The sequence below is a fragment of the Mangrovibacterium sp. genome, from assembly GCF_059905295.1.
This window is the reverse complement of record NZ_JBZQJF010000241.1, coordinates 22153-42193: the sequence shown is the minus strand read 5'-3', so window position 1 is coordinate 42193 and position 20041 is coordinate 22153. Positions and strand designations below refer to the sequence as shown.

Here is a 20041-nt window from a genome sequence, read left to right as displayed (position 1 = left end):
CACCGATAGAGCACGGATGTGGTTTGGACATTTGCCCAAGTGCCACCAATAGAACCTGGATGTGGTTTGGACATTTGTCCAAGTGCCACCAATAGAACCTGGATGTGGTTTGGACATTTGTCCAATTGTCACCAATAGCGTATGGATGTGGTTTGGACATTTGCCCAAGTGTCACCGATAGCGTATGGATGTGGTTTGAGCATCTGCCCGAGTGCCATCAATAGTGTATGGATGTGGTTTGGACATTTGCCCAAGTGCCACCAATAGCGTATGGATGTGGTTTGGACATTTGCCCAAGTGCCACCGATAGCGTATGGATGTGGTTTGGACATCTGTCAAAGGTATACCGGGAGAAAAGTTTGGCTGTTCCGGATTCAGGGGGTCTGTCGGATGATTTCGCCAGCTAATGAAAAACAGACATGATTCAGGGGAATCACCAACAGGAATGAAAGTGGATTCTTTTGAATCGGATTGATCCTCCCATTCCGACAAAGTCGGAATTTCCCTCCCTCGCGAGGGAGGGCCAGGGTGCGTACATTAGATACAAAGTAAAAACAGAAGAGACTTTCACAGAAAAGGCTCAAATCCGAAGATCTGAGCCTTTACTATTCCGTTGTTTAATTTTATTTATCCGTTTCAATAGCTGCTAAAATAAACGGTGCAACACCTTTGGTATCGTTGGTGTTGATTTTTTCGGTTGTATAGTATTCGTAGCTTCCGTCGCGATAGGTGGGTTTTCCGCCCAGTCCACAACTTCCGCAAATGTTCACCATGCTTGGTAGGCCGTCGTCGCCGGTTACAATGAACGTTTTTACCATATCGTCGAAGGCATTCGCTGCAATTTCTTTGTACTTCGGATCGAGATAACCCTTTTTAGCTCCCTTGGCGAAAGCATAAATGTACATTGCAGTTCCTGAGCCTTCCAAATAGTTTCCTTCGCGATCTCCCTGATCCAGCACCTGGTACCAGGCACCTGATTTCGGATCGCGAACTTTCAGTAAGGCATCGCAGGTTTCCTGTAGAATTTTAATGATCTCAGGGCGGTCTTTATGATCCTGCGGCAGGTAATCCAGCACATCCACAATGGCCATTACATACCAGCCCATAGCGCGACTCCAGAAGTTCGGCGATTGCCCGGTTTCCGGGTTGGCCCACTTTTGCTCTTTACTCTCGTCCCAGGCGTGATATAGCAGGCCGGTCTTTGGATCTACTGTTTTTTCATGAACCAGCACAATTTCGTGTGCCGCTACATCAAACCAATGCGGAGCGTTAAAGTCTTTCGCATATTCAGCCAGAAAAGGCATTCCCATGTAAACACCATCCAGCCAAATTTGCCAGGGGTAGATTTTCTTATGCCAGTAACCTCCCGATTTTGTTTTCGGGTGCTTTTCCATTTGGCGGACAAATTGCCCGAGCGCTTTTTGGTATTTCAGGTCACCGGTTTTCTCCCATAAGATTAACAGGTTTCGTGCCGGGTTAATGTTATCAATGTTGAATTTGGTTGAATCGTAGCGGGCAACATGGCCGTTTTCATCAACCATTTTGTCCATGTAGGTTTTCATGTAGGCCGAATATTTCGGATCAACATTTCCCAAACGGTCGATGGCCATACCTAACAAAGCAACATCATAGGACCAGCCACGACGTGTTCGTCCATTGTAATAGCCCAGGCTGTCATTTCTGGTCATAACCGCGTCAGCCATTTTAATACTCCATTTGGCTGGAGCTTCAGTTTGTTCTTTGTTTTGTTTGGTTTTTCCCGACGAACATGCCGTGAATAGTACGAGTAAACAGAGATAAGCAAAATACTTCATGTTTGTTTAGTTTTATTATTGAATATTAATTTGGAATTCAAATTCAGCTTGAATTTTGATGGTGCTTTTTAGGCCTGCTAAACACAGAACGAACTCTTTTCATAAAATCCTCTGAAAAATACAACTATCTTTGTGAAATCGTTTACATTTGTTCGGAATTTTTCTATATTAGAACGATAAACGAAATTATAAACCTCAAATATAAATGATCCTATGGCAAGTATGAATGATGTCGCCAAACGGGCAGGTGTTTCAATAGCGACTGTATCGCGGGTTTTAAATAACAGCGAAAGTGTGAATGAAGAAACCCGGATGAAAATTCTTAAAGCCATTAAAGAGCTCAAATATCAACCCAGTCGTGTTGCCAAACGTTTACGCTCAAAAAGCGGTGCCGGTAATTTGTTAGGTGTGTTGATTCCTGATATTCAAAACCCTTTTTATGTGGATGTGCTTCGTGGTATCGAAGATGTTGCCTATGAGAATAATTACGTGATCATTATGTGTAACTTCAACCAGGACGAGAAAAAGGAATCCATGTACCTGGAGATTCTGGAGTCTGAGGCCATTGATGGCTTAATCGCAGCGCCCGCAAATGAGGATGATCAGCGTGTGAAAAAGATTGTTCGCAATGGCTTGCCTGTTGTTTGTGTCGATCGCGGATTAAAAGGAATGGATGTTGATATTGTTTGGGTAAATAATGAGGAAGGAGCTTACCAGGCTGTCAGTTATATGATTGAAAAAGGGTATAAGCGAATTGCTCATATTGGTGGTTTGCCAACAATTCCTTCCAGTCGTTTGAGAAAGGATGGGTACCTGAAAGCGTTAAAGGAAAATGGGATTGAGATTGATAAAGATCTGATTGTGCAGGGTGACTCCAGTTATACCAGTGGTATTCAGTATACTTCCCAATTATTGGATCTTAAAAACCCGCCGGATGCTATTTTTACAGGTAACAACCTGATTACCCTGGGTGCTTTGGAAGTGATCAACGGTCGCAAACTTAATATCCCTGGGGATATTGCTGTTTTAGGTTTCGATGATATGAATTGGTCGAATGCGCTTAATCCGCCACTGACTGCAGTACGCCAACCGGCCTACGAAATTGGTAAGCGGGCAGGGGAGTTGCTGATTCAGCGAATTAAGGATCCGAAACGTCCAAGTATACAGATGACGCTTAACTCCGAATTGAAAGTCCGAAGTTCTTGTTAATGAAAATCGTTTACATTAAATAATGTCCTTTGAAAGAAGACATTATTTTTTTTGTTTTTGTTTGGAAAATGTAAACGTTTACATTATCTTCGAACTGTGTTTTGAAGCTGGATGTGTGTTTTGTAAAATAGGTTTTATTCGTTCGAGATATAACGCACCCGCTAATCAAAACCATTTCAATAACAAGAATAGATGTAAATGAAACTAATCAAATTAAATACGCCCTCGCAATTGGTTATTGGCGATGGGAGTTTGTCGCAGTTTTTTGAAGATTTTCGTGCTTCTGGAATGAAGCGTTTATTTGTATTAACCATCCCGGTTATTCAACCCTTACTTCAAACCTATTTTAATTCGTTAAAAGAAGCTGGTATAGCAGTTGCTGTTAATGAGCAGATTGCTGCAGAACCCAGCTTTGCGGAAGTTGAACAAATTCTGGATGAAGCCCGAAGTTTTAAAGCAGATGCCGTAGCCGGTATTGGTGGAGGTAGTGTGTTGGATGCAGCTAAGTTTATCGCTGCACAATTGAAAAATACCCAAACAACGGCCGAAATTATCGGAATTGGTAATCTGAAAGAACGTTCAACCTATTTGGCATGCTTGCCAACTACTGCAGGAACAGGTAGTGAAGTTTCGCCCAATGCCATATTCCTGGATACAAGCGACAATGAGAAGAAAGGTGTCATTAGTCCTTTCCTGATGCCGGATGCAGCTTATGTAGATCCTCTGTTAACGGTTGGTGTTCCGCCGGCAGTAACTGCTTTTACCGGTATTGATGCTTTTACACATTGCCTCGAAGCATTTATCAACCGCTTTGCACATCCGGTAATCGACCGCTTTGCGCTTGATGGCATGCAACTCATCTTCAAAAATCTGAAGCAGGCATATGACCACGGAGATGATATGGAGGCACGGGCAGCAGTTGCACTTGGAAGTGTTTACGGCGGGATGTGCCTGGGACCAGTAAATACGGCGGCCGTTCATGCATTGGCTTATCCGCTGGGAAGCAAATACAAAATTGCACATGGCTTATCGAATGCTGTGATGTTGCCCTACGTGCTGGAATATAACTTGCCGGCAGCCACCGAACGTTTTGCAATTATTGCAAAAACTCTTGGTGTTGTTGGCTGTACTACTGATGAGGACTATGCAAAAGCAGGTATTGATGCCATCAAGAAATGGATCCTGGATCTGAATATTTCACCAAAGCTTTCAGCCCTGGATATACCGGAAACGGCATTGGAAGATATTGCGGCGTCAGCATTGAAGGTTCAGCGGCTATTGAATAATAATGTCCGCGAAATTGCATTGGAAGATGCCTTGGCTATTTATAAGAAGGCTTTTTAAGATTTACTGAAACTAAATTCACCCGAGATAAGATGAAAAAGAACAACCCATATAAAGGCGTTATTGTGCCGATGATCTCTCCCTTAACCGATGACTTCGCTGTTGATCGGGAAGGAGTAAAACAAATTGTTACAAATTTCTTGAAATACGATGTTGCTCCTTTTATTGCCGGAACAACAGGTGAGGCAAGTTCACTGTCGTTTAAGCAGAAACTTGACCTGGTTGAAGCTACAGTTGAAGTAGCTAAAGACAAGGCTGTAATTTATGCCGGTATTTCATCCAACTGCCTGCCCGAAACAATTGATATGGCAAAGAGTTTTGCTGATGCAGGTGCTGATGTGTTGGTGGCCAATGTTCCTTCGTACTACCCGCTTACGGATGCGCAGGCTGCCAAATACTGCGAGCAACTGGCTGATGCCAGTCCGATTCCTTTGATTTTTTATAACATTACTGCCACAACAGGCTATTCAATTCCATTGGAATTAATTGATCAATTGAGCCATCACCCCAAAGTCGTTGGTTTGAAGGACTCGGAACGCGATGAAGAGCGTTTGGATCAAGCTTTGGACTTGTGGCGCGATCGCGAAGATTTTGTACACCTGATTGGTTGGGCAGCGATGTCGAGCTATGCACTGAAAAATGGTTCCGATGGTATCGTTCCAAGTACCGGAAACTTTGCGCCAGAGTTGTATGCCGAATTGTATGCAAATGCGCTGGAAGGAAACTGGCAACGGGCCGATGAGCTGCAGAAATTAACTAACGAGCTAGGTGCTTTATACCAAAAGAATAGAACACTTGGTGAATCTTTGGCCGCATTGAAAATCATCATGAATGAGCGAGGTTTATGCGGAACACAAGTAATGCCGCCGATTTACAAGGTGGAAAAAGCCGTAGAGGAAGCCTATCGTCGTGAGGTAAATGCCTTTTTAACAACTTCAAATTTGTAAAAAAACTCAACATGAAAAACGATAAAATAGTATTAGCTGTTACAATGGGTGATCCTGCGGGAATCGGCCCCGAGATTGCTGCTAAAGCCTTTGCTGATCCAGCTGTGTTTGACAAATGCAGTCCGCTGTTGGTGGGGAACGTTGCAGTGATGGAAGAAGCAATTAAGCTAACCGCTGTTAATCTTAAAATCAACCCGATTAGCGATGTTAAAGATGCCAAATTGAGTTTTGGTACAATCGATATTTATGATATTCCTGCCGACTTAAGCAAGATTTCTCATGGGAAAGTGACTGCTGAAGCAGGTGATTTGGCTTTTAGAGCTGTTCGCAAAGCCATTGAATTGGCTATGAATGGTGAAGTGGATGGAACTGTAACCGGTCCGATTCATAAAGAAGCAATTAACCTGGCTGGTCATCATTTCTCCGGACACACGGAAATTTATGCTCATTTCACCGATACGAAGAAATACACCATGTTGCTGGCCGACGAGAAGATTAAGGTTACCCATGTGAGTACACACGTTTCACTGCGAAAAGCCTGCGACTTAGTTACTCGTCAACGCGTTTTCGATGTGATCCGATTAACCAATGATGCATTGAAACGCATCGGCATTGCCAATCCGCGAATTGGTGTTGCTGGTTTAAACCCACATGCCGGTGATGGTGGTTTGTTTGGAACTGAAGAAACAGAAGAAATTTTGCCGGCTATCAAAGAGGCAAAGGCAGAAGGCATTCAAGTTGCCGGGCCATATCCTCCGGATACGCTGTTCTCGTTGGCTAATGGAGGTAGTTTCGATGGTTGTGTAGCTATGTATCACGATCAGGGACACATTCCGTTTAAGCTGGTTGGCTTCATCTGGGATGAAGAGAAACAGGCTATGAAAAGTGTGAAAGGTGTGAATATCACATTGGGTTTACCAATTATTCGAACATCTGTAGACCACGGAACAGCATTTGAAATTGCAGGAAAAGGAATTGCCAGCCCTGATGCACTGGTTTATGCAATGGATTATGCGATTAAACTATATCTAAATAAATAAGACTCTGGAAGATGATTGCAGTAATTGCAGATGATTTTACGGGTGCTGCCGAAATTGGAGGAATTGGACTTCAGTACGGATTAAACGTATTGATTGTGACCGAAATATCCGAAGTGGTAAAGCCCGATTTGCTGGTTGTTGTAGCAGATACACGGTCGATGTCAATTGATGAAGCAAAGCTGAGAATTGAGCATTTGACGAAGGGCCTGTTACAACTGAACCCGCAATTTATTTATAAAAAAATTGATTCTGTTTTAAGAGGTAATATATACGATGAATTGCTGGTTCAACAACAGGTTGAAAAGAAAGACCGTGTTGTTATAGTGCCTGCCAATCCGCATTTTAACCGGATTATAAAAAACGGTACGTATTACGTCGACAATGTTCCATTGGCCCAAACCTCGTTTGCAAACGACCCGGAATTCCCGTTAACGTCGAGCGATGTTCGTGAAATTATCGGTGATACACCCTCGCAAATTAAATGCTTGAACTACGACGTTGAAATTCCGGACACTGGCTTTGTTGTTGCGAATGTGAGCACTAACGAAGATATTGAGCACTGGGTTGAGCAGATGGATGATCAAACAGTCTACGGTGGTGGAGCTGGTTTTTTTGATGCGATTTTGCGGCAAAAATTTCAACATCGGGAGCTTGGCGAAGATCTGGAGGCCTCGGATGCACAGAAGACTTTATTTGTGTTTGGTAGTACCTTCCCGAAGACGAATGACTTTATTACAAAGTTGAAGTCTGCTGGTATGATGTTTATTAATCTTTCTGAAGATTATTTTCAACAACTCTGTTGCGAAGCTCAAAATGTGACCGAATTAGCTGAAGATATTGCTTCATGGATAAAAGATGGCCGAAAAGTTGTAGTGACCACAATTTTTACTGATAATTTTGCGGAAACAATGGATCCGGAGACGGTTCGTCGTGAAATAGGTCGACTTGTCGAAAAGGTGTTTGAAATTATTCCTGTTGAAGAATTATATATTGAAGGTGGTGCAACAGCTGCTCAGATAATTAAGAACCTGAATGTATCGAAACTAAAGCCAATTAGGGAGCTTAGTTACGGGATTATTCAGATGGAAGTTGATGGTTATCCCAACCTGAGCCTGATTACAAAACCGGGAAGTTATAAATGGCCCGATAGTATAATTCCCAACACCAATTAAACTGAATCCAAATCAAACAATCGAAAAACCAATAAAACAAAAACTGAACAAATGAATCCTGTGCCTAGCATACATTTTATCGATTACTTCATCATGTTTCTAACCCTGGTCGTCTCACTGGGAGTCGGCTTCTGGTTTTCGAAACGCCAAAAAGATACCAACAACTATTTTAAAGCAGCCGGTTCTATTCCTTCGTGGGCAATCGGTATTTCTATCCTGGCAACCTTAATCAGTAGTATCACATTTTTAGCCTATCCCGGCGAAGGATATACTTCAAACTGGATTCGGTTGGTCCAAGGTTTAATGGTGCCGGTTGTTTTAGTGGCTATTGTTGGCTTTGTTGTTCCCTTATTTCGTCATGTGATCCAGCTGAGTACTTACGAATATTTCGAAAAACGCTTTGGATTTTTTGCCCGGATGTATACGTCGGTGAGCTTCATATTGACTCACTTCTCCAAAATGGGAACCGTTTTCTTCCTGATCTCTTTGGCATTAAGTAAGATGGTGGGACTCGACACAGCTACAATCATCTGGATTATCGGTGCTGCTGTTATCGTTTTAACGCTTTTAGGGGGGATTGAAGCGGTAATTTGGCTCGATGTGATTCAGGGATTTTTGCTGATTGTAGGTGGAATTATTGCGCTGGGTATTTTGTTGTTTACGCCCGAAGGTGGCCCGATGGAAGTATGGCGCGTTGCCATGCAAAATGACCGAATCGGGTTTGGTCCGTTCGACTGGAATTTTGTACACCTTACGTTCTGGGTGATGGCTCTGAATGGTGTATTCTATGCAATTCAAAAATACGGAACTGACCAGACCATCGTTCAACGTTATTTAACGGCTAAAACCGACAAAGCAGCAATCCGGGCTTCGTTGATTGGTGTGCTACTTAGTGTACCGGTTTGGGCAATGTTCATGTTTATTGGTACAGCTCTGTTTTCCTATTACAAAATTACTGGAGATGCCCTGCCTGCAGGGATTGAAGCTGATGCGGTTTTCCCGTACTTCATTTTAACAAAATTGCCAGTCGGGGTGGTAGGATTAATCCTTTCAGCATTAATGGCGGCAGCAATATCGAGCCTGGACTCGGACCTGAACTGTTTGTCGGCTATCCTGATGGAAGACTACTACAAACGCATATTCCCGAACAGTACCGACAAACAGCAACTCCGGATGGGACGCTTGTTTATTGTGTTGGCTGGTTTGGGAGCAATAGCTGTGGCCTTGTTTTACGTTAATGCTGGTAGTGAAGGGGTCCTTGGAATTATCTTCACCCTCTATGCAATTTTCTCAGGCGGTATTGCCGGAATGTTCCTGTTGGGAATTTTCAGCACACGTGCTAACAAGCAGGGCTTATATTGGGGAATTGGTGCCAGCGTATTATTTACAGCCTGGGCATTGCTGACTTCTACACCAATTGGACTGGGCGATAATAAGTCAATTATTCTGGATCTTGGAAATTATAATTATACCCAGCATAAATACATGATTGGCGTGTACAGCCACGTGGTATTGATGGTTGTTGGGTATGTAGCCAGTTTATGTTACAAAGGGCGCGAAACAGATATTTCGCTGACCTGGACTGGTTGGAAACAAAGAAAAAAACAGCTAAACAAAGCATAAAACAGAAAACTAATGAAAATGAAAAATCTACTCGTTGCAGGTTTGGCGCTTTTGTTGTTGGCTTCGTGTCAGCCAAAGGCAAAAAAGGAAGAACCTAAAGGAATGGAATTATTAAAAGTATCAGCTAATCATCGTTTTTTTGAGACCGAAGATGGTAAGCCTTTCTTTTGGTTGGGTGATACTGGTTGGTTACTTTTTACAAAGTTGAACCGCGAAGAGACCGAAAAATATTTGGAAACCCGCAAAGAACAAGGATTCAATGTTATTCAGGTCATGGTATTACACGGCCTGGGGGCGGTGAATGTTTATGGCGATTCTGCCTTGGTTAACCACAATGTGGCTATTCCCAACGTAACTGAAGGGAACAACTTTAGCGATTCTACCCAATATGATTACTGGGATAATATGGATTACGCGATTGACCTGGCTGCTAAAAAAGGTCTGTATATGGCCTTGGTTCCGGTTTGGGGAAATAATGTGAAAGATGGTGGAGTGTCGCGCGAAGAAGCTTCAGTTTACGGCAAATGGCTTGCAGAGCGTTACAAAGACCGGAAAAATATTATTTGGCTGAATGGTGGCGATACCTTTGGAAGCGATTCTACGGCTACTTGGAATATTATAGGAAATGCGTTGAAAGATAACGATCCGAATCACCTGATTACGTTCCACCCTCGTGGTCGTATGCAGTCAAACGACTGGTTTAAGGATGAGCCCTGGTTGGATTTCAATATGATTCAATCCGGACACCGCCGTTATGATCAGGATGATACTGAACGTGGTTACGGACAGGATAACTGGCGTTATATTACCGAAGACTGGGACTTAACACCTGTTCGTCCCACTATTGACGGAGAGCCTTCCTATGAAGGAATTCCACAAGGCTTACATGATACACTGCAACCATTCTGGAACGATGCTGATGTTCGTCGCTATGCTTATTGGTCGGTATTTGCTGGTGCTTTTGGTTACACTTACGGAAGCAGTGCTGTCATGCAATTTTACCAACCTTCTGATAAAGGAGCCGCTTATGGTGCTAAAGAATATTGGACGAAAGCCATTAATGATCCCGGGGCAAATCAAATGAAATATGTGAAAGAGTTGATGTTGTCACGTTCGTATTTTGATCGGGTACCTGATCAAAGCTTAATAGCTGGTGAGAATGGCGAGAAATACGATTTTCTGATTGCAACACGTGGAAAAGATTATGCTTTCATTTATACCTATAACGGCCGCGATATTCCGGTACAGATGGGCAAAATTGCTGGCGATAAAGTGAAAGCCAGTTGGTTTAACCCACGAAACGGACAATTCTCAGAAATCGGAGAGTTCGAAAATACCGGTGTGCAGTCCTTCGATCCTCCGGGAGATGCCGGCGATGGTCATGATTATGTACTGGTACTGGATAGCGTAAAATAGATTGAGCATGAAAAATAGAATATTACTGTTGGTTGTCCTTTTGGGAATCTTGATTTCCTGTTCGAAGGAAAAGGAAGCTTACCTGTTCAGCTCTTTTCGCGAACCGGCAGATAAAGGCCTGTTCTTTGCTTACAGTGAAGATGGCTACCATTGGAAAGACTTGGGGGGTCCATGGTTGGCTCCTGAGGTTGGCAAGCAAAAAGTCATGCGCGACCCATCGGTTGTTCAAGGCCCTGATGGTACATTTCACATGGTTTGGACTTCATCGTGGCGCGGAGATTTAGGCTTCGGTTATGCCAGCTCCAAAGATCTTATTCACTGGTCAAAGGAGCAGCTTATTCCTGTAATGACCGATACATCGACCGTGAACGTTTGGGCACCTGAGCTTTTCTACGATGATGATAATGATCGATTTATAATTATCTGGGCTTCTACTATTCCTTACAAATTTGAAAAAGGTGAAGAAGAAGAAAAGAATAACCACCGGATGTATTATACAACCACAAAAGACTTTAAAAGCTTCACCGATACGAAGTTGTTTTATGATCCCGGTTTTAGTGTAATTGATTGTGTGATCGTAAAACGTGGGGCCAACGATTATGTGTTGGTATTGAAAGATAATACGAGACAAAAACGAAATATTGAGGTTGCCTTTGGTAACAGTCCGTTGGGACCATGGCATGATATTTCCAAACCTTTCACTGGTTTTAAGTCTGAAGGGCCGACGGTTGTGAAAGTAGGGGAAGACTACTTGATTTATTACGATGACTATGGAAACATGCGATATGGATGTGCCCGTACGCGCGACTTTAAATCGTTTGAGGATATCTCCGACCAGGTGACATTACCGAAAGGGCATAAACATGGCACGATTTTTAAAGTAAAACAATCAGTTGTCGATGCTTTATTGAAGCAATCAAAGATGAATAATGAGGATTAGTTGATGTGATAACAGGAATTCGGTTAACAATTGAAAAATTGATCGGATTCCTTCTTTTTGAAAACATTTAGTAAAACAATCAGAAACATGAACTTAGGAAAGAAATTAATCAGCATGGTTTTTCTGGCGTCAGCCTTTACCGGCTTTTCACAGGCCCAGGAATTACCACATTATACAGGCGAAAAATTAAACAATCCCGATTATCACCACGGACAGCTGTCACCGGTGTTGGGAGTACACAATATTGAAACATTCCGGGCGAATCGCGAATTTCCTAATCTGGCCGATAGTTTGGGGTGGACCTACAACCATGCGCCCATGCTGGCCTACTGGAATAACACCTTCTTTTTGGAATATCTGAGCGATCCGGTTGGTGAGCACATTGCTCCCGGAGCCACCTTGCTGCAAACATCCAGCGATGGTACTGAGTGGTCGAAACCGAAAGTGATTTTCCCACCTTACGACATCCCCGACGGTTTTAGCAAAGAAGGTGATACCGCAGTAGCACATAACCTGAAGTCGGTGAATCACCAACGTATGGGTTTTTATGTGAGCTCAAACAACAAGCTGTTGGTGTTGGCTTACATTGCTATTTCTCTCAACGAAAAAGACAGCCCGAACGATGGTAACGGTATTGGTCGTGTTGTTCGCGAAATTAAGGCTGACGGTAGCTACGGACCAATCTATTTTATTCGCTATAATCATGGTTGGAATGCCAAAAATACCAGTCTTCCTTTTTATACAAAGAGTAAGGACAAAGCTTTTGTTAAGGCTTGTGATGAACTGCTGAACAACCGTCTGATGGTTCAACAATGGAATGAGGAAGCAGATCGTGACGATCCGTTGATTTCGTTGAAAGGAGATTATAAAGCGTTTAACTTTTATCATTTGCCCAATGGGAACGTAGTCGGTTTGTGGAAACATGCTTTAACGGCAATTAGTGAAGACGAAGGTAAGACCTGGACGCATCCAACCCGTGCTCCGGGATTTGTAAACAGCAACGCCAAAATTTGGGGACAACGCACTTCTGATGGTCATTATGCAACGGTTTACAATCCATCTGATTTCCGCTGGCCTCTGGCTATTTCAACAAGTACTGACGGATTGAACTATACCAACCTGTTGCTTGTAAACGGGGAAATCTCGCCGATGCGCTATGGTGGAAATTATAAATCCTACGGTCCACAGTATGTCCGCGGAATTGCCGAAGGAAACGGAACCCCGCCAGACGGCAACCTGTGGGTTACTTATAGCATGAACAAAGAAGATATTTGGGTTTCTAAAATACCTGTTCCGGTTATTGATCGGGAAGCATCTGATGTAAATGACATTTTTAATCAGATGCCGGAAGGTAAAGAGTTAGACCGTTGGAACATTTTTAGTCCGGTTTGGGCTCGTGTGCAAGTGGAAAAAGATGATGAAGGAACGCGCTGTCTTGTTTTGAACGATCAGGATGAATTTGATTATGCCAAAGCAGAACGTCTTTTCCCGCGTGCAGCAAATGTGGCTGTCGAGTTTAAGCTGAAACTTGCCCAAAACGACCACGGAAAATTGGATGTTGAGTTGGTTGATGAAAAAGGGACTGCGGCCTTACGTTTATGTTTTAATGCTGAAGGTCAACTGCAGCAAAAGAATGGTTATCGCATGAAAAACATCATGAGCTATGAAGCCGGGAAAGAATATGATATCCGGATTGAACTGACAGCCGGGAATCGCTTTTACCATGTATTTGTAAATGGTGAAAAGAAGTCGACAGGCCTTTGTTTTGCGCCTGTTCATGCAGTGGAACGCGTGACTTTCCGAACTGGTGATGTTCGTCGGTTCCCGGATGTTGATACACCCACAGATCAGGACTACGACCTGAAACAGACCGGGAAACCTGCTCCGCTGGCTCGTTTTTCAATTTATTCGTTAACGACAAAAGATTTATAAAAATGAAATTTCATAGAACAGTTTCTTCATACATCATGGTTTTGATCGTTTCCCTGGCAGTTGTTAGCCAGGGAAACACTTATGCCGCCGGAAAATCGAAAGATAAAAGCATTTTGAAAGCTGATAATTTCAAGCACTATGTGGACTATTTTAACCGGATGGAAGATGAAAATTTGTCCTTTGCCATTCCGAATGCGCAAGCCTGGGATTGGATGAAAGCAAATATTCCGTTGTTTGAATGTCCCCAGGATAACTTCGAGGAAATCTACTATTATCGCTGGTGGACTTATCGTAAGCATATTAAGGAAACACCTGAAGGCTGGGGTATAACAGAATTTCTCATAGACCGCTCTTATGCCGATAAATACAACTTGATTGCTTGTGCAATCGGTCATCATATTATGGAAGGTCGCTGGTTACATGATCCCGAATATATTCAACAAGATGTACATGTGTGGTATCGGGGCAATGATGGAAAACCGATGAACAAATTGCATAAATTCAGTAGTTGGACACCTTACGCCTTATTGCAAGCTTATTATGTCAATAGTGATAAAGCTTATCTGCTTGATATGTTACCTGATTTGACCAGCGACTATAAGCGTTGGGAGGAAGAACGCCGTAATGCAAACGGACTGTTTTGGCAAAATGATGTCAAGGATGGTATGGAAGATCAGATTAGCGGCGGACGTCACGAAAGAAATGAGCGCCCGACAATCAATAGTTATATGTATGGAAATGCAGAGGCGCTGTCTGAAATTGCCAAAATGAAAGGGGATTCAAAAACATCTGCTTTATATGCAGCAAAAGCTGACACGATGAAAGAGCTGATTGATACTAAACTTTGGGATCCTGAAGATCAGTTCTTCGAGACAGTAAAACAATCGGGTGGATTTGCAAAAGTTCGCGAAGAAATTGGCTTCATTCCCTGGTATTTCAATATCCCTAATGCAAGCCAGTCAGTAGCTTGGAAGCAAATAGATGACAACAATGGCTTCTCAGCACCATTTGGCTTGACAACTGCTGAACGTCGTCATCCCGATTTTAGAAGCCACGGCTGCTGTAAATGTGAGTGGGACGGTGCGATCTGGCCTTTTGCGACAGCTCAAACGTTAACTGGCCTGGCTAATTTGCTGAATGACTACAAGCAGGATGTAGTGACTGACAGTACCTATTTTCGTCAAATGGAATTGTATGTAGAGTCTCAATATTACCGTGGACGTCCGTACATTGGCGAATACCTGGATGAAGTAACCGGCTACTGGTTGAAAGGAGACCAAGAGCGTAGCCGCTATTATAACCATTCAACTTTTAATGACTTAGTGATTACCGGCTTGGTTGGTTTGCGTCCTCGTCCGGATAATATCGTTGAAGTAAATCCGCTGGTTCCGGCAGACAAATGGGATTGGTTCTGTCTCGATAAAGTTCTTTATCACGGTCAAATGGTGACCATCGTTTGGGACAAGACAGGTGAAAAATATGGTCATGGCAAAGGACTGTATGTGCTTGTGAATGGTAAAGAAATTGCCCGACGAGCTGATCTGGGAAAACTGACAGGGAAGCTTTAAGACGCTCATTTTATCAGTCGCAGTCTACGTTTTCAGGTGCGACGAATGACAACAAATGACTATCAATGACCACCTAATGACTAAGAAATAAAACATGAAACGAATTATAATTTTCACGCTTTTGCTTGCCTGGGCCTTTCATTTTCAAGCTGAAGCTAAAAAAACGGATTGGCGAAAAGGGATTCTGGTCGATGAATTCATTTATACCAAAGCACCGTATCCTTCTTGTCACTCGGCAACCATTGCTGAAACGCCATCAGGACTGGTGGCTGCCTGGTTTGGTGGAACGCGTGAACGAAACCCGGATGTTTGCATTTATGTAAGTCGGCAGGTAAACGGTAAATGGACTGAATCGGTTGAAGTGGCTAATGGAGTGCAAAACGATAGCTTGCGTTATCCGACCTGGAACCCGGTATTATTTCAAATGCCGGGAGGGAATTTGCTGTTGTTTTACAAGATTGGCCCAAAACCATCAGAATGGTGGGGGATGATGATGCGTTCTTCCGATGATGGAAAAACCTGGTCGAAACCCGAACGCTTGCCCGAAGGTATTTATGGACCGGTTAAAAATAAACCGCTTTTGCTAGCTGACGGAACGTTAATTTGCCCGACCAGTGTGGAAGGTGATGGTGGATGGAGAACTTATTTTGAGTTTACCAAAGACGAAGGTAAGAATTGGGAAAAAGGGGATTACATCAATGATGGAAAAATCTACCAGGCTATTCAACCGACTTTATTGACCTATGCTGACGGGCGTATGCAGAGTTTAGCGCGTACCCGTAATGCCGTGATTGGATCATCCTGGTCTACTGATCAGGGCAAAACCTGGTCACTGATGCAAGCTTCCGGATTACCCAGCAATAATTCAGGGATTGATGCCGTGAGCCTCAAAGATGGTCGCCAGCTGATTGTTTACAATCATGTGAAAACCCCGGTTAATGCACCGAAAGGTTACCGAACGCCCTTAAATGTTGCGATTTCCAAAGATGGGAAGCACTGGGAAGCAGCTTTGATTCTTGAAGACTCAGAAATTAGTCAATATTCCTATCCTTCTGTTATCCAAACCTCGGATGGTCTGGTACATGTGGTTTACACCTGGCGACGTGAGCGCATTAAGCATGTGGTGATTGATCCAAAACAACTGAAAACGAAACCCATTGTTTTTGAACAGTGGCCGGAATAGAACGTACTCAAATGAAAAGTTCAATGGCCTTCTGAGAAGATAACGATCGAAAAACCTATAAACGACCATGAAATGAAACAGATTAAACTTATTATCATCAGCCTGTTCTTATTTGCCTTTGGTGCGAATGCTCAGTTGGTGAATTCCGATAACAAATATCAACGTCCGCTAACCGATGTTTTGAAAGATATCGAGCAGCGTTTCAACGTACAACTCAAGTTTTCCGAGAAAGATATTGACGGTAAAGTTTTGAATTACGCTGATTGGCGCTTTCGTCCGGACCTGGAAGAAACGCTGCGAAATGTTTTATCACCGTTTGACTTGGTTGCTAATAAGCAAGATAAGCCGGGTGTGTATAAGATTTCAGAATACCGTTATCATCGAAGAACGGTAGCTGAAGCGAAAGAATTTTTGGATTATTTAAGTAGTTTGTATTCAAACAAAGAAGAATGGGAAGCGCGACGGGCAGAACTAAAAAGCTGTTTGCCGGTAGCTGTGCGTCTGAATAAAGCCCCGGCTTCTCCCGGCACAAAGCCTATTCTGACTAAGGTGCGAAAAATGAATGGCTATACCGTTCAAAATATTGCTTTGGAAATCCTACCTGGGGTTTATGCTTGCGGTTCGATTTATCGCCCGGCGAAAATCAAAGGGAAGATTCCGGTTATACTTTGTCCGAATGGACATTTTGGCGACGGACGATATAACCCGGATATTCAGAAACGCTGCGCAGGACTGGCCCGCATGGGGGCAATGAGTATTAGTTACGATCTGTTTGGTTGGGGTGAATCGGGGCTTCAATTTCCCATGAAATATCACCGTAAAGCCTTAGCCAATACGATACAGGCTTTAAACAGCATTCGCTTGCTTGATTACCTACTTAGCCTTGATTATGCCGATACCGATCGTGTCGGAATTACCGGCGGTTCAGGTGGTGGTAGCCATACCATGCTGATTTCAGCTATCGATGATCGGATTGATGTGAGTGTACCGGTTGTCATGATGTCGGCTATTCATTATGGCGGATGCCCCTGTGAGAGTGGTAATCCGATTCATCTTTGCGGTGGTGGAACCAATAATGTGGAGATTGCTGGTTTATTTGCTCCAAAGCCACAGCTGGTTGTCTCTGATGGTGGGGACTGGACTGCTAATGTTCCGGTGTTAGAATTTCCTTTTTTGAAGCGAATCTATAGTTTTTATGGTCCTGATGCTGTTGTTGAAAATGTGCACTTACCGAATGAAAAACATGATTACGGCCCTTCAAAACGAATTGCAATGTATCACTTCATGGCTAAATACCTGAAGTTGGACGAATCGAAAGTCTTCGATAAAGCAGGTAATCTTGATGAATCAGCCATCACCGTTGAAAAAGATAATGCTATGAAAGTATTTGGTGATAATGGTGAGAAGTTGCCTGCTAATGCTTTGAAAGATTTCGATGCTTTGGAAGCTATGTTTCAGTGATAAAGTATAATTCGATACTTTCAAAATCAACCATGGTATCGATCGTTAAACCGGTTTTTGATGTAATACATGCCCGGGTTTACGAATTGATTCTTGAGTGAAGACATTTTTCATATTTGAACTATTTTTTATTAGAAAAAACGGAAAGAAGATGATTCCTATTGATTACAAAAAAATCACTATTTGCAAATGTGGTGCGGTACCTACCATGATAAAAATTGCCTTGTATCCACCTCTTTGGAAGGTTGTTTGTTCCTGCGGACGTACAGGGATGAGTGAGTGTAGTGCTTCAAAGGCAATTGAAAACTGGAATTCAGGATATTTAAAAGTAGGATGAAAACAATCAAAACTTATTTTAAGTTAGTGTTTGCCATTGTATGGTTAAGTAACCTTTCAGTTAGTGCTCAACAATTGGCTTTCCCTGGTGCAATGGGCTATGGCGCTTATTCAGCAGGAGGTCGAGGAGGGAAAGTTATTGCAGTTACAAATTTGAATGATAGCGGGCCTGGGAGTTTACGTTCTGCTGTAGATGCCGAAGGACCACGTACGGTTGTTTTTCGGGTTTCCGGAAATATAGCATTGAAATCGATGCTGACCATTTCAAATCCTTACATAACTATAGCTGGTCAAACGGCTCCTGGTGATGGCATTTGCCTAAAGGATTTTCCATTGCATATTACGGGTGCTCACGATGTTGTTGTGCGATTTATACGCGTGCGACCAGGAATTGCTTCCGGCTTGCTTGGAAGTGAAATTGATGGAATTGAAATCCGTGATAGTAAAAATGTTATCCTTGATCATTGTACAATGGGCTGGACTGTCGATGAAGCACTAAACAGCTGGCATGGAACCGAGAATATTACTGTTCAATGGTGTATGATTGCCGAACCATTGAATAAGTCAGTTCATGAAAAAGGAGCACATGGTTTTTCAGCCTCATTAGGCGGTCAAAAGGCATCTTACCTTTTTAACTTATTTGCTTCCGGTGTAGGACGTAACCCAAGTATTGGCGGTAACCACTTGGAACATACACATGATGTTGATTTCAGCAATAATGTTGTCTTTAATTACGGGTACCGAACATGCGATGGGAAACCTTTGAATATAAATTTCATTGGAAACTATTATAAGCCGGGACCGGCAACCCAGGATGTCGTTAAAAACCGCTTGGTAAAAATTGACAATGCACAAAAGTATGGTTTTGATGGGAAATGGTACATCGCAGATAATCGGATTAAGGGAAATGAAAAAGTTAATCGTAATAACATAAAATTCGGCCTTGAATTTGAAGATGGCTGTAGTGTTGAAAAGAATTTACTGAAAGAGCCGTTGCCAGTAGTAGAAACCCATCATGTGAGTGCTGAAAAAGCGTATGAACTCGTGTTGAAAAATGTTGGTGTGACTGTTCCCGGACGTGATAGTCGTGAGAAGCTAATATTAAACAGATTGAGCGGCGCCGTGAAAATCGAAGGTGATGGCATTGTAAATACAGTTGAAGAAGCCGGAGGCTGGCCGGAACTGAAGAGTATGCCTGCACCATTGGATTCAGATGGTGACGGAATGCCTGACGCATGGGAAGAAAAGCACAGTTTAAATGTGCATGATTCGACTGATGGTGCAAAGATTACTACAAATGGGTATACTTTCTTTGAAGACTATTTGAATGAACTTGCAGGTGTTGTATTATACAATAAATGTACGTTAATGTAAGTTTTTATATTAACGGTAAGGTTTGTTAAGGACTCTGTTTGTATGATTAGCTTACTTTCTTGATAAGTTGCAGTAGAATCTAATATGTCGCATAAAATTACAACTTCCGATAACTGGCCTAACGAATGGAGATCCTTCAAACAGGGGAATCAGGAGTCTTTCAGAAAGATTTACGATTACTTTTTTGATCGCCTTTACTGGTATGGAATGAAGATTTATGCGGATGCTGAACTTGTTGAAGATTCTATCCAAGAGCTTTTCCTAAAGTTATATACCAACCGGGAAAATCTTTCTGAAACCGGGCAGCTTGAGTTTTATCTACTGAAATCGCTGAAATTAACGATCTACCAAAAGCTTCGTTACCGAAACCGGCTTGAAGATTTAAGTGTTCCGATCGATTCATTCAAGATGGAACTGGCTGTCGATTCGGAAGACGCAGAAAGCGATCTTAACTCCCGAATTGAGATCATGCAAAAGACGATTGAATCGCTAAGTCCTGCAGCACAGGAAATAATCTATTTGAAATTTTACAGCGGTCTCGACTACAAGCAAATTGGAGATTTGTTGGGGGTTCAGCCGGATTCAGCTAAAAAACAGGTTTATCGTGTTGTTTCCCGCTTGAAAGAGGTAATGACCGATAAATTCATGGAATTCTTTTATATCTGTTTTAGAGCATAAAAAT

General features: G+C 42.7%; 15 protein-coding genes. 14 read left to right on the top strand and 1 reads right to left on the bottom strand.

Translation table 11 applies throughout. The features are described from left to right. Window positions 1-623: 623 nt before the first annotated feature. Window positions 624-1814, bottom strand: coding sequence for a glycoside hydrolase family 88/105 protein (locus AC37HE_RS12630; protein WP_500783205.1), 1191 nt, complete (start codon window positions 1812-1814; stop codon window positions 624-626). Window positions 1815-2027: 213 nt separating this feature from the next. On the opposite strand from AC37HE_RS12630, the gene AC37HE_RS12625 reads away from it, so the two are divergent. From AC37HE_RS12625 to AC37HE_RS12560, 14 genes are all read left to right on the top strand, one after another. Further along, complete coding sequence (locus AC37HE_RS12625) at window positions 2028-3023, top strand: LacI family DNA-binding transcriptional regulator (protein WP_500783204.1); 996 nt, start codon at window positions 2028-2030, stop codon at window positions 3021-3023. 198 nt (window positions 3024-3221) lie between these two features. Further along, on the top strand, window positions 3222-4367 hold the full coding sequence (locus tag AC37HE_RS12620; RefSeq protein WP_500783203.1) for an iron-containing alcohol dehydrogenase: 1146 nt from the start codon (window positions 3222-3224) through the stop codon (window positions 4365-4367). A gap of 32 nt (window positions 4368-4399) precedes the next feature. Further along, on the top strand, window positions 4400-5314 hold the full coding sequence (locus tag AC37HE_RS12615) for a dihydrodipicolinate synthase family protein (RefSeq protein ID WP_500783202.1): 915 nt from the start codon (window positions 4400-4402) through the stop codon (window positions 5312-5314). Between the two features lie 11 nt (window positions 5315-5325). Beyond that, window positions 5326-6354 (top strand): 4-hydroxythreonine-4-phosphate dehydrogenase PdxA, encoded by a 1029-nt coding sequence (pdxA, locus tag AC37HE_RS12610; protein WP_500783201.1) that lies wholly within the window; start codon window positions 5326-5328, stop codon window positions 6352-6354. A gap of 11 nt (window positions 6355-6365) precedes the next feature. Then, complete coding sequence (locus tag AC37HE_RS12605; RefSeq protein ID WP_500783200.1) at window positions 6366-7526, top strand: four-carbon acid sugar kinase family protein; 1161 nt, start codon at window positions 6366-6368, stop codon at window positions 7524-7526. Between the two features lie 51 nt (window positions 7527-7577). After that, window positions 7578-9149, top strand: a complete 1572-nt coding sequence (locus AC37HE_RS12600; RefSeq protein WP_500783199.1) for a sodium:solute symporter family protein — start codon at window positions 7578-7580, stop codon at window positions 9147-9149. Between the two features lie 18 nt (window positions 9150-9167). Continuing rightward, entirely contained in the window at window positions 9168-10565 is a 1398-nt protein-coding gene (locus AC37HE_RS12595) for a glycoside hydrolase family 140 protein (RefSeq protein WP_500783198.1), read from the top strand. Between the two features lie 7 nt (window positions 10566-10572). Continuing rightward, complete coding sequence (locus AC37HE_RS12590; protein ID WP_500783197.1) at window positions 10573-11505, top strand: glycoside hydrolase family 43 protein; 933 nt, start codon at window positions 10573-10575, stop codon at window positions 11503-11505. 87 nt (window positions 11506-11592) lie between these two features. Then, window positions 11593-13437 carry a hypothetical protein gene (locus AC37HE_RS12585; protein WP_500783196.1) on the top strand — a complete coding sequence of 615 codons (1845 nt, stop codon included), beginning with the start codon at window positions 11593-11595 and terminating at the stop codon, window positions 13435-13437. Between the two features lie 2 nt (window positions 13438-13439). Beyond that, window positions 13440-15005, top strand: a complete 1566-nt coding sequence (locus tag AC37HE_RS12580; protein WP_500783195.1) for an MGH1-like glycoside hydrolase domain-containing protein — start codon at window positions 13440-13442, stop codon at window positions 15003-15005. Window positions 15006-15099: 94 nt separating this feature from the next. Next, window positions 15100-16188 (top strand): sialidase family protein, encoded by a 1089-nt coding sequence (locus tag AC37HE_RS12575; protein ID WP_500783194.1) that lies wholly within the window; start codon window positions 15100-15102, stop codon window positions 16186-16188. Between the two features lie 72 nt (window positions 16189-16260). Further along, window positions 16261-17649 (top strand): prolyl oligopeptidase family serine peptidase, encoded by a 1389-nt coding sequence (locus AC37HE_RS12570; RefSeq protein WP_500783193.1) that lies wholly within the window; start codon window positions 16261-16263, stop codon window positions 17647-17649. Between the two features lie 333 nt (window positions 17650-17982). Beyond that, window positions 17983-19359: a pectate lyase family protein gene (locus AC37HE_RS12565; RefSeq protein ID WP_500783192.1), complete on the top strand. Its 1377-nt coding sequence runs from the start codon at window positions 17983-17985 to the stop codon at window positions 19357-19359. 84 nt (window positions 19360-19443) lie between these two features. Next, window positions 19444-20037 (top strand): RNA polymerase sigma factor, encoded by a 594-nt coding sequence (locus AC37HE_RS12560; RefSeq protein WP_500783191.1) that lies wholly within the window; start codon window positions 19444-19446, stop codon window positions 20035-20037. The last annotated feature ends 4 nt before the right edge of the window (window positions 20038-20041 follow it).

Bases quoted from the DNA above. Each gene is read 5' to 3' on its own strand.
- AC37HE_RS12630 (WP_500783205.1), bottom strand. From the start codon at position 1,814: ATGAAGTATTTTGCTTATCTCTGTTTACTCGTACTATTCACGGCATGT.
- AC37HE_RS12625 (WP_500783204.1), top strand. From the start codon at position 2,028: ATGGCAAGTATGAATGATGTCGCCAAACGGGCAGGTGTTTCAATAGCG.
- AC37HE_RS12620 (WP_500783203.1), top strand. From the start codon at position 3,222: ATGAAACTAATCAAATTAAATACGCCCTCGCAATTGGTTATTGGCGAT.
- AC37HE_RS12615 (WP_500783202.1), top strand. From the start codon at position 4,400: ATGAAAAAGAACAACCCATATAAAGGCGTTATTGTGCCGATGATCTCT.
- pdxA (WP_500783201.1), top strand. From the start codon at position 5,326: ATGAAAAACGATAAAATAGTATTAGCTGTTACAATGGGTGATCCTGCG.
- AC37HE_RS12605 (WP_500783200.1), top strand. From the start codon at position 6,366: ATGATTGCAGTAATTGCAGATGATTTTACGGGTGCTGCCGAAATTGGA.
- AC37HE_RS12600 (WP_500783199.1), top strand. From the start codon at position 7,578: ATGAATCCTGTGCCTAGCATACATTTTATCGATTACTTCATCATGTTT.
- AC37HE_RS12595 (WP_500783198.1), top strand. From the start codon at position 9,168: ATGAAAAATCTACTCGTTGCAGGTTTGGCGCTTTTGTTGTTGGCTTCG.
- AC37HE_RS12590 (WP_500783197.1), top strand. From the start codon at position 10,573: ATGAAAAATAGAATATTACTGTTGGTTGTCCTTTTGGGAATCTTGATT.
- AC37HE_RS12585 (WP_500783196.1), top strand. From the start codon at position 11,593: ATGAACTTAGGAAAGAAATTAATCAGCATGGTTTTTCTGGCGTCAGCC.
- AC37HE_RS12580 (WP_500783195.1), top strand. From the start codon at position 13,440: ATGAAATTTCATAGAACAGTTTCTTCATACATCATGGTTTTGATCGTT.
- AC37HE_RS12575 (WP_500783194.1), top strand. From the start codon at position 15,100: ATGAAACGAATTATAATTTTCACGCTTTTGCTTGCCTGGGCCTTTCAT.
- AC37HE_RS12570 (WP_500783193.1), top strand. From the start codon at position 16,261: ATGAAACAGATTAAACTTATTATCATCAGCCTGTTCTTATTTGCCTTT.
- AC37HE_RS12565 (WP_500783192.1), top strand. From the start codon at position 17,983: ATGAAAACAATCAAAACTTATTTTAAGTTAGTGTTTGCCATTGTATGG.
- AC37HE_RS12560 (WP_500783191.1), top strand. From the start codon at position 19,444: ATGTCGCATAAAATTACAACTTCCGATAACTGGCCTAACGAATGGAGA.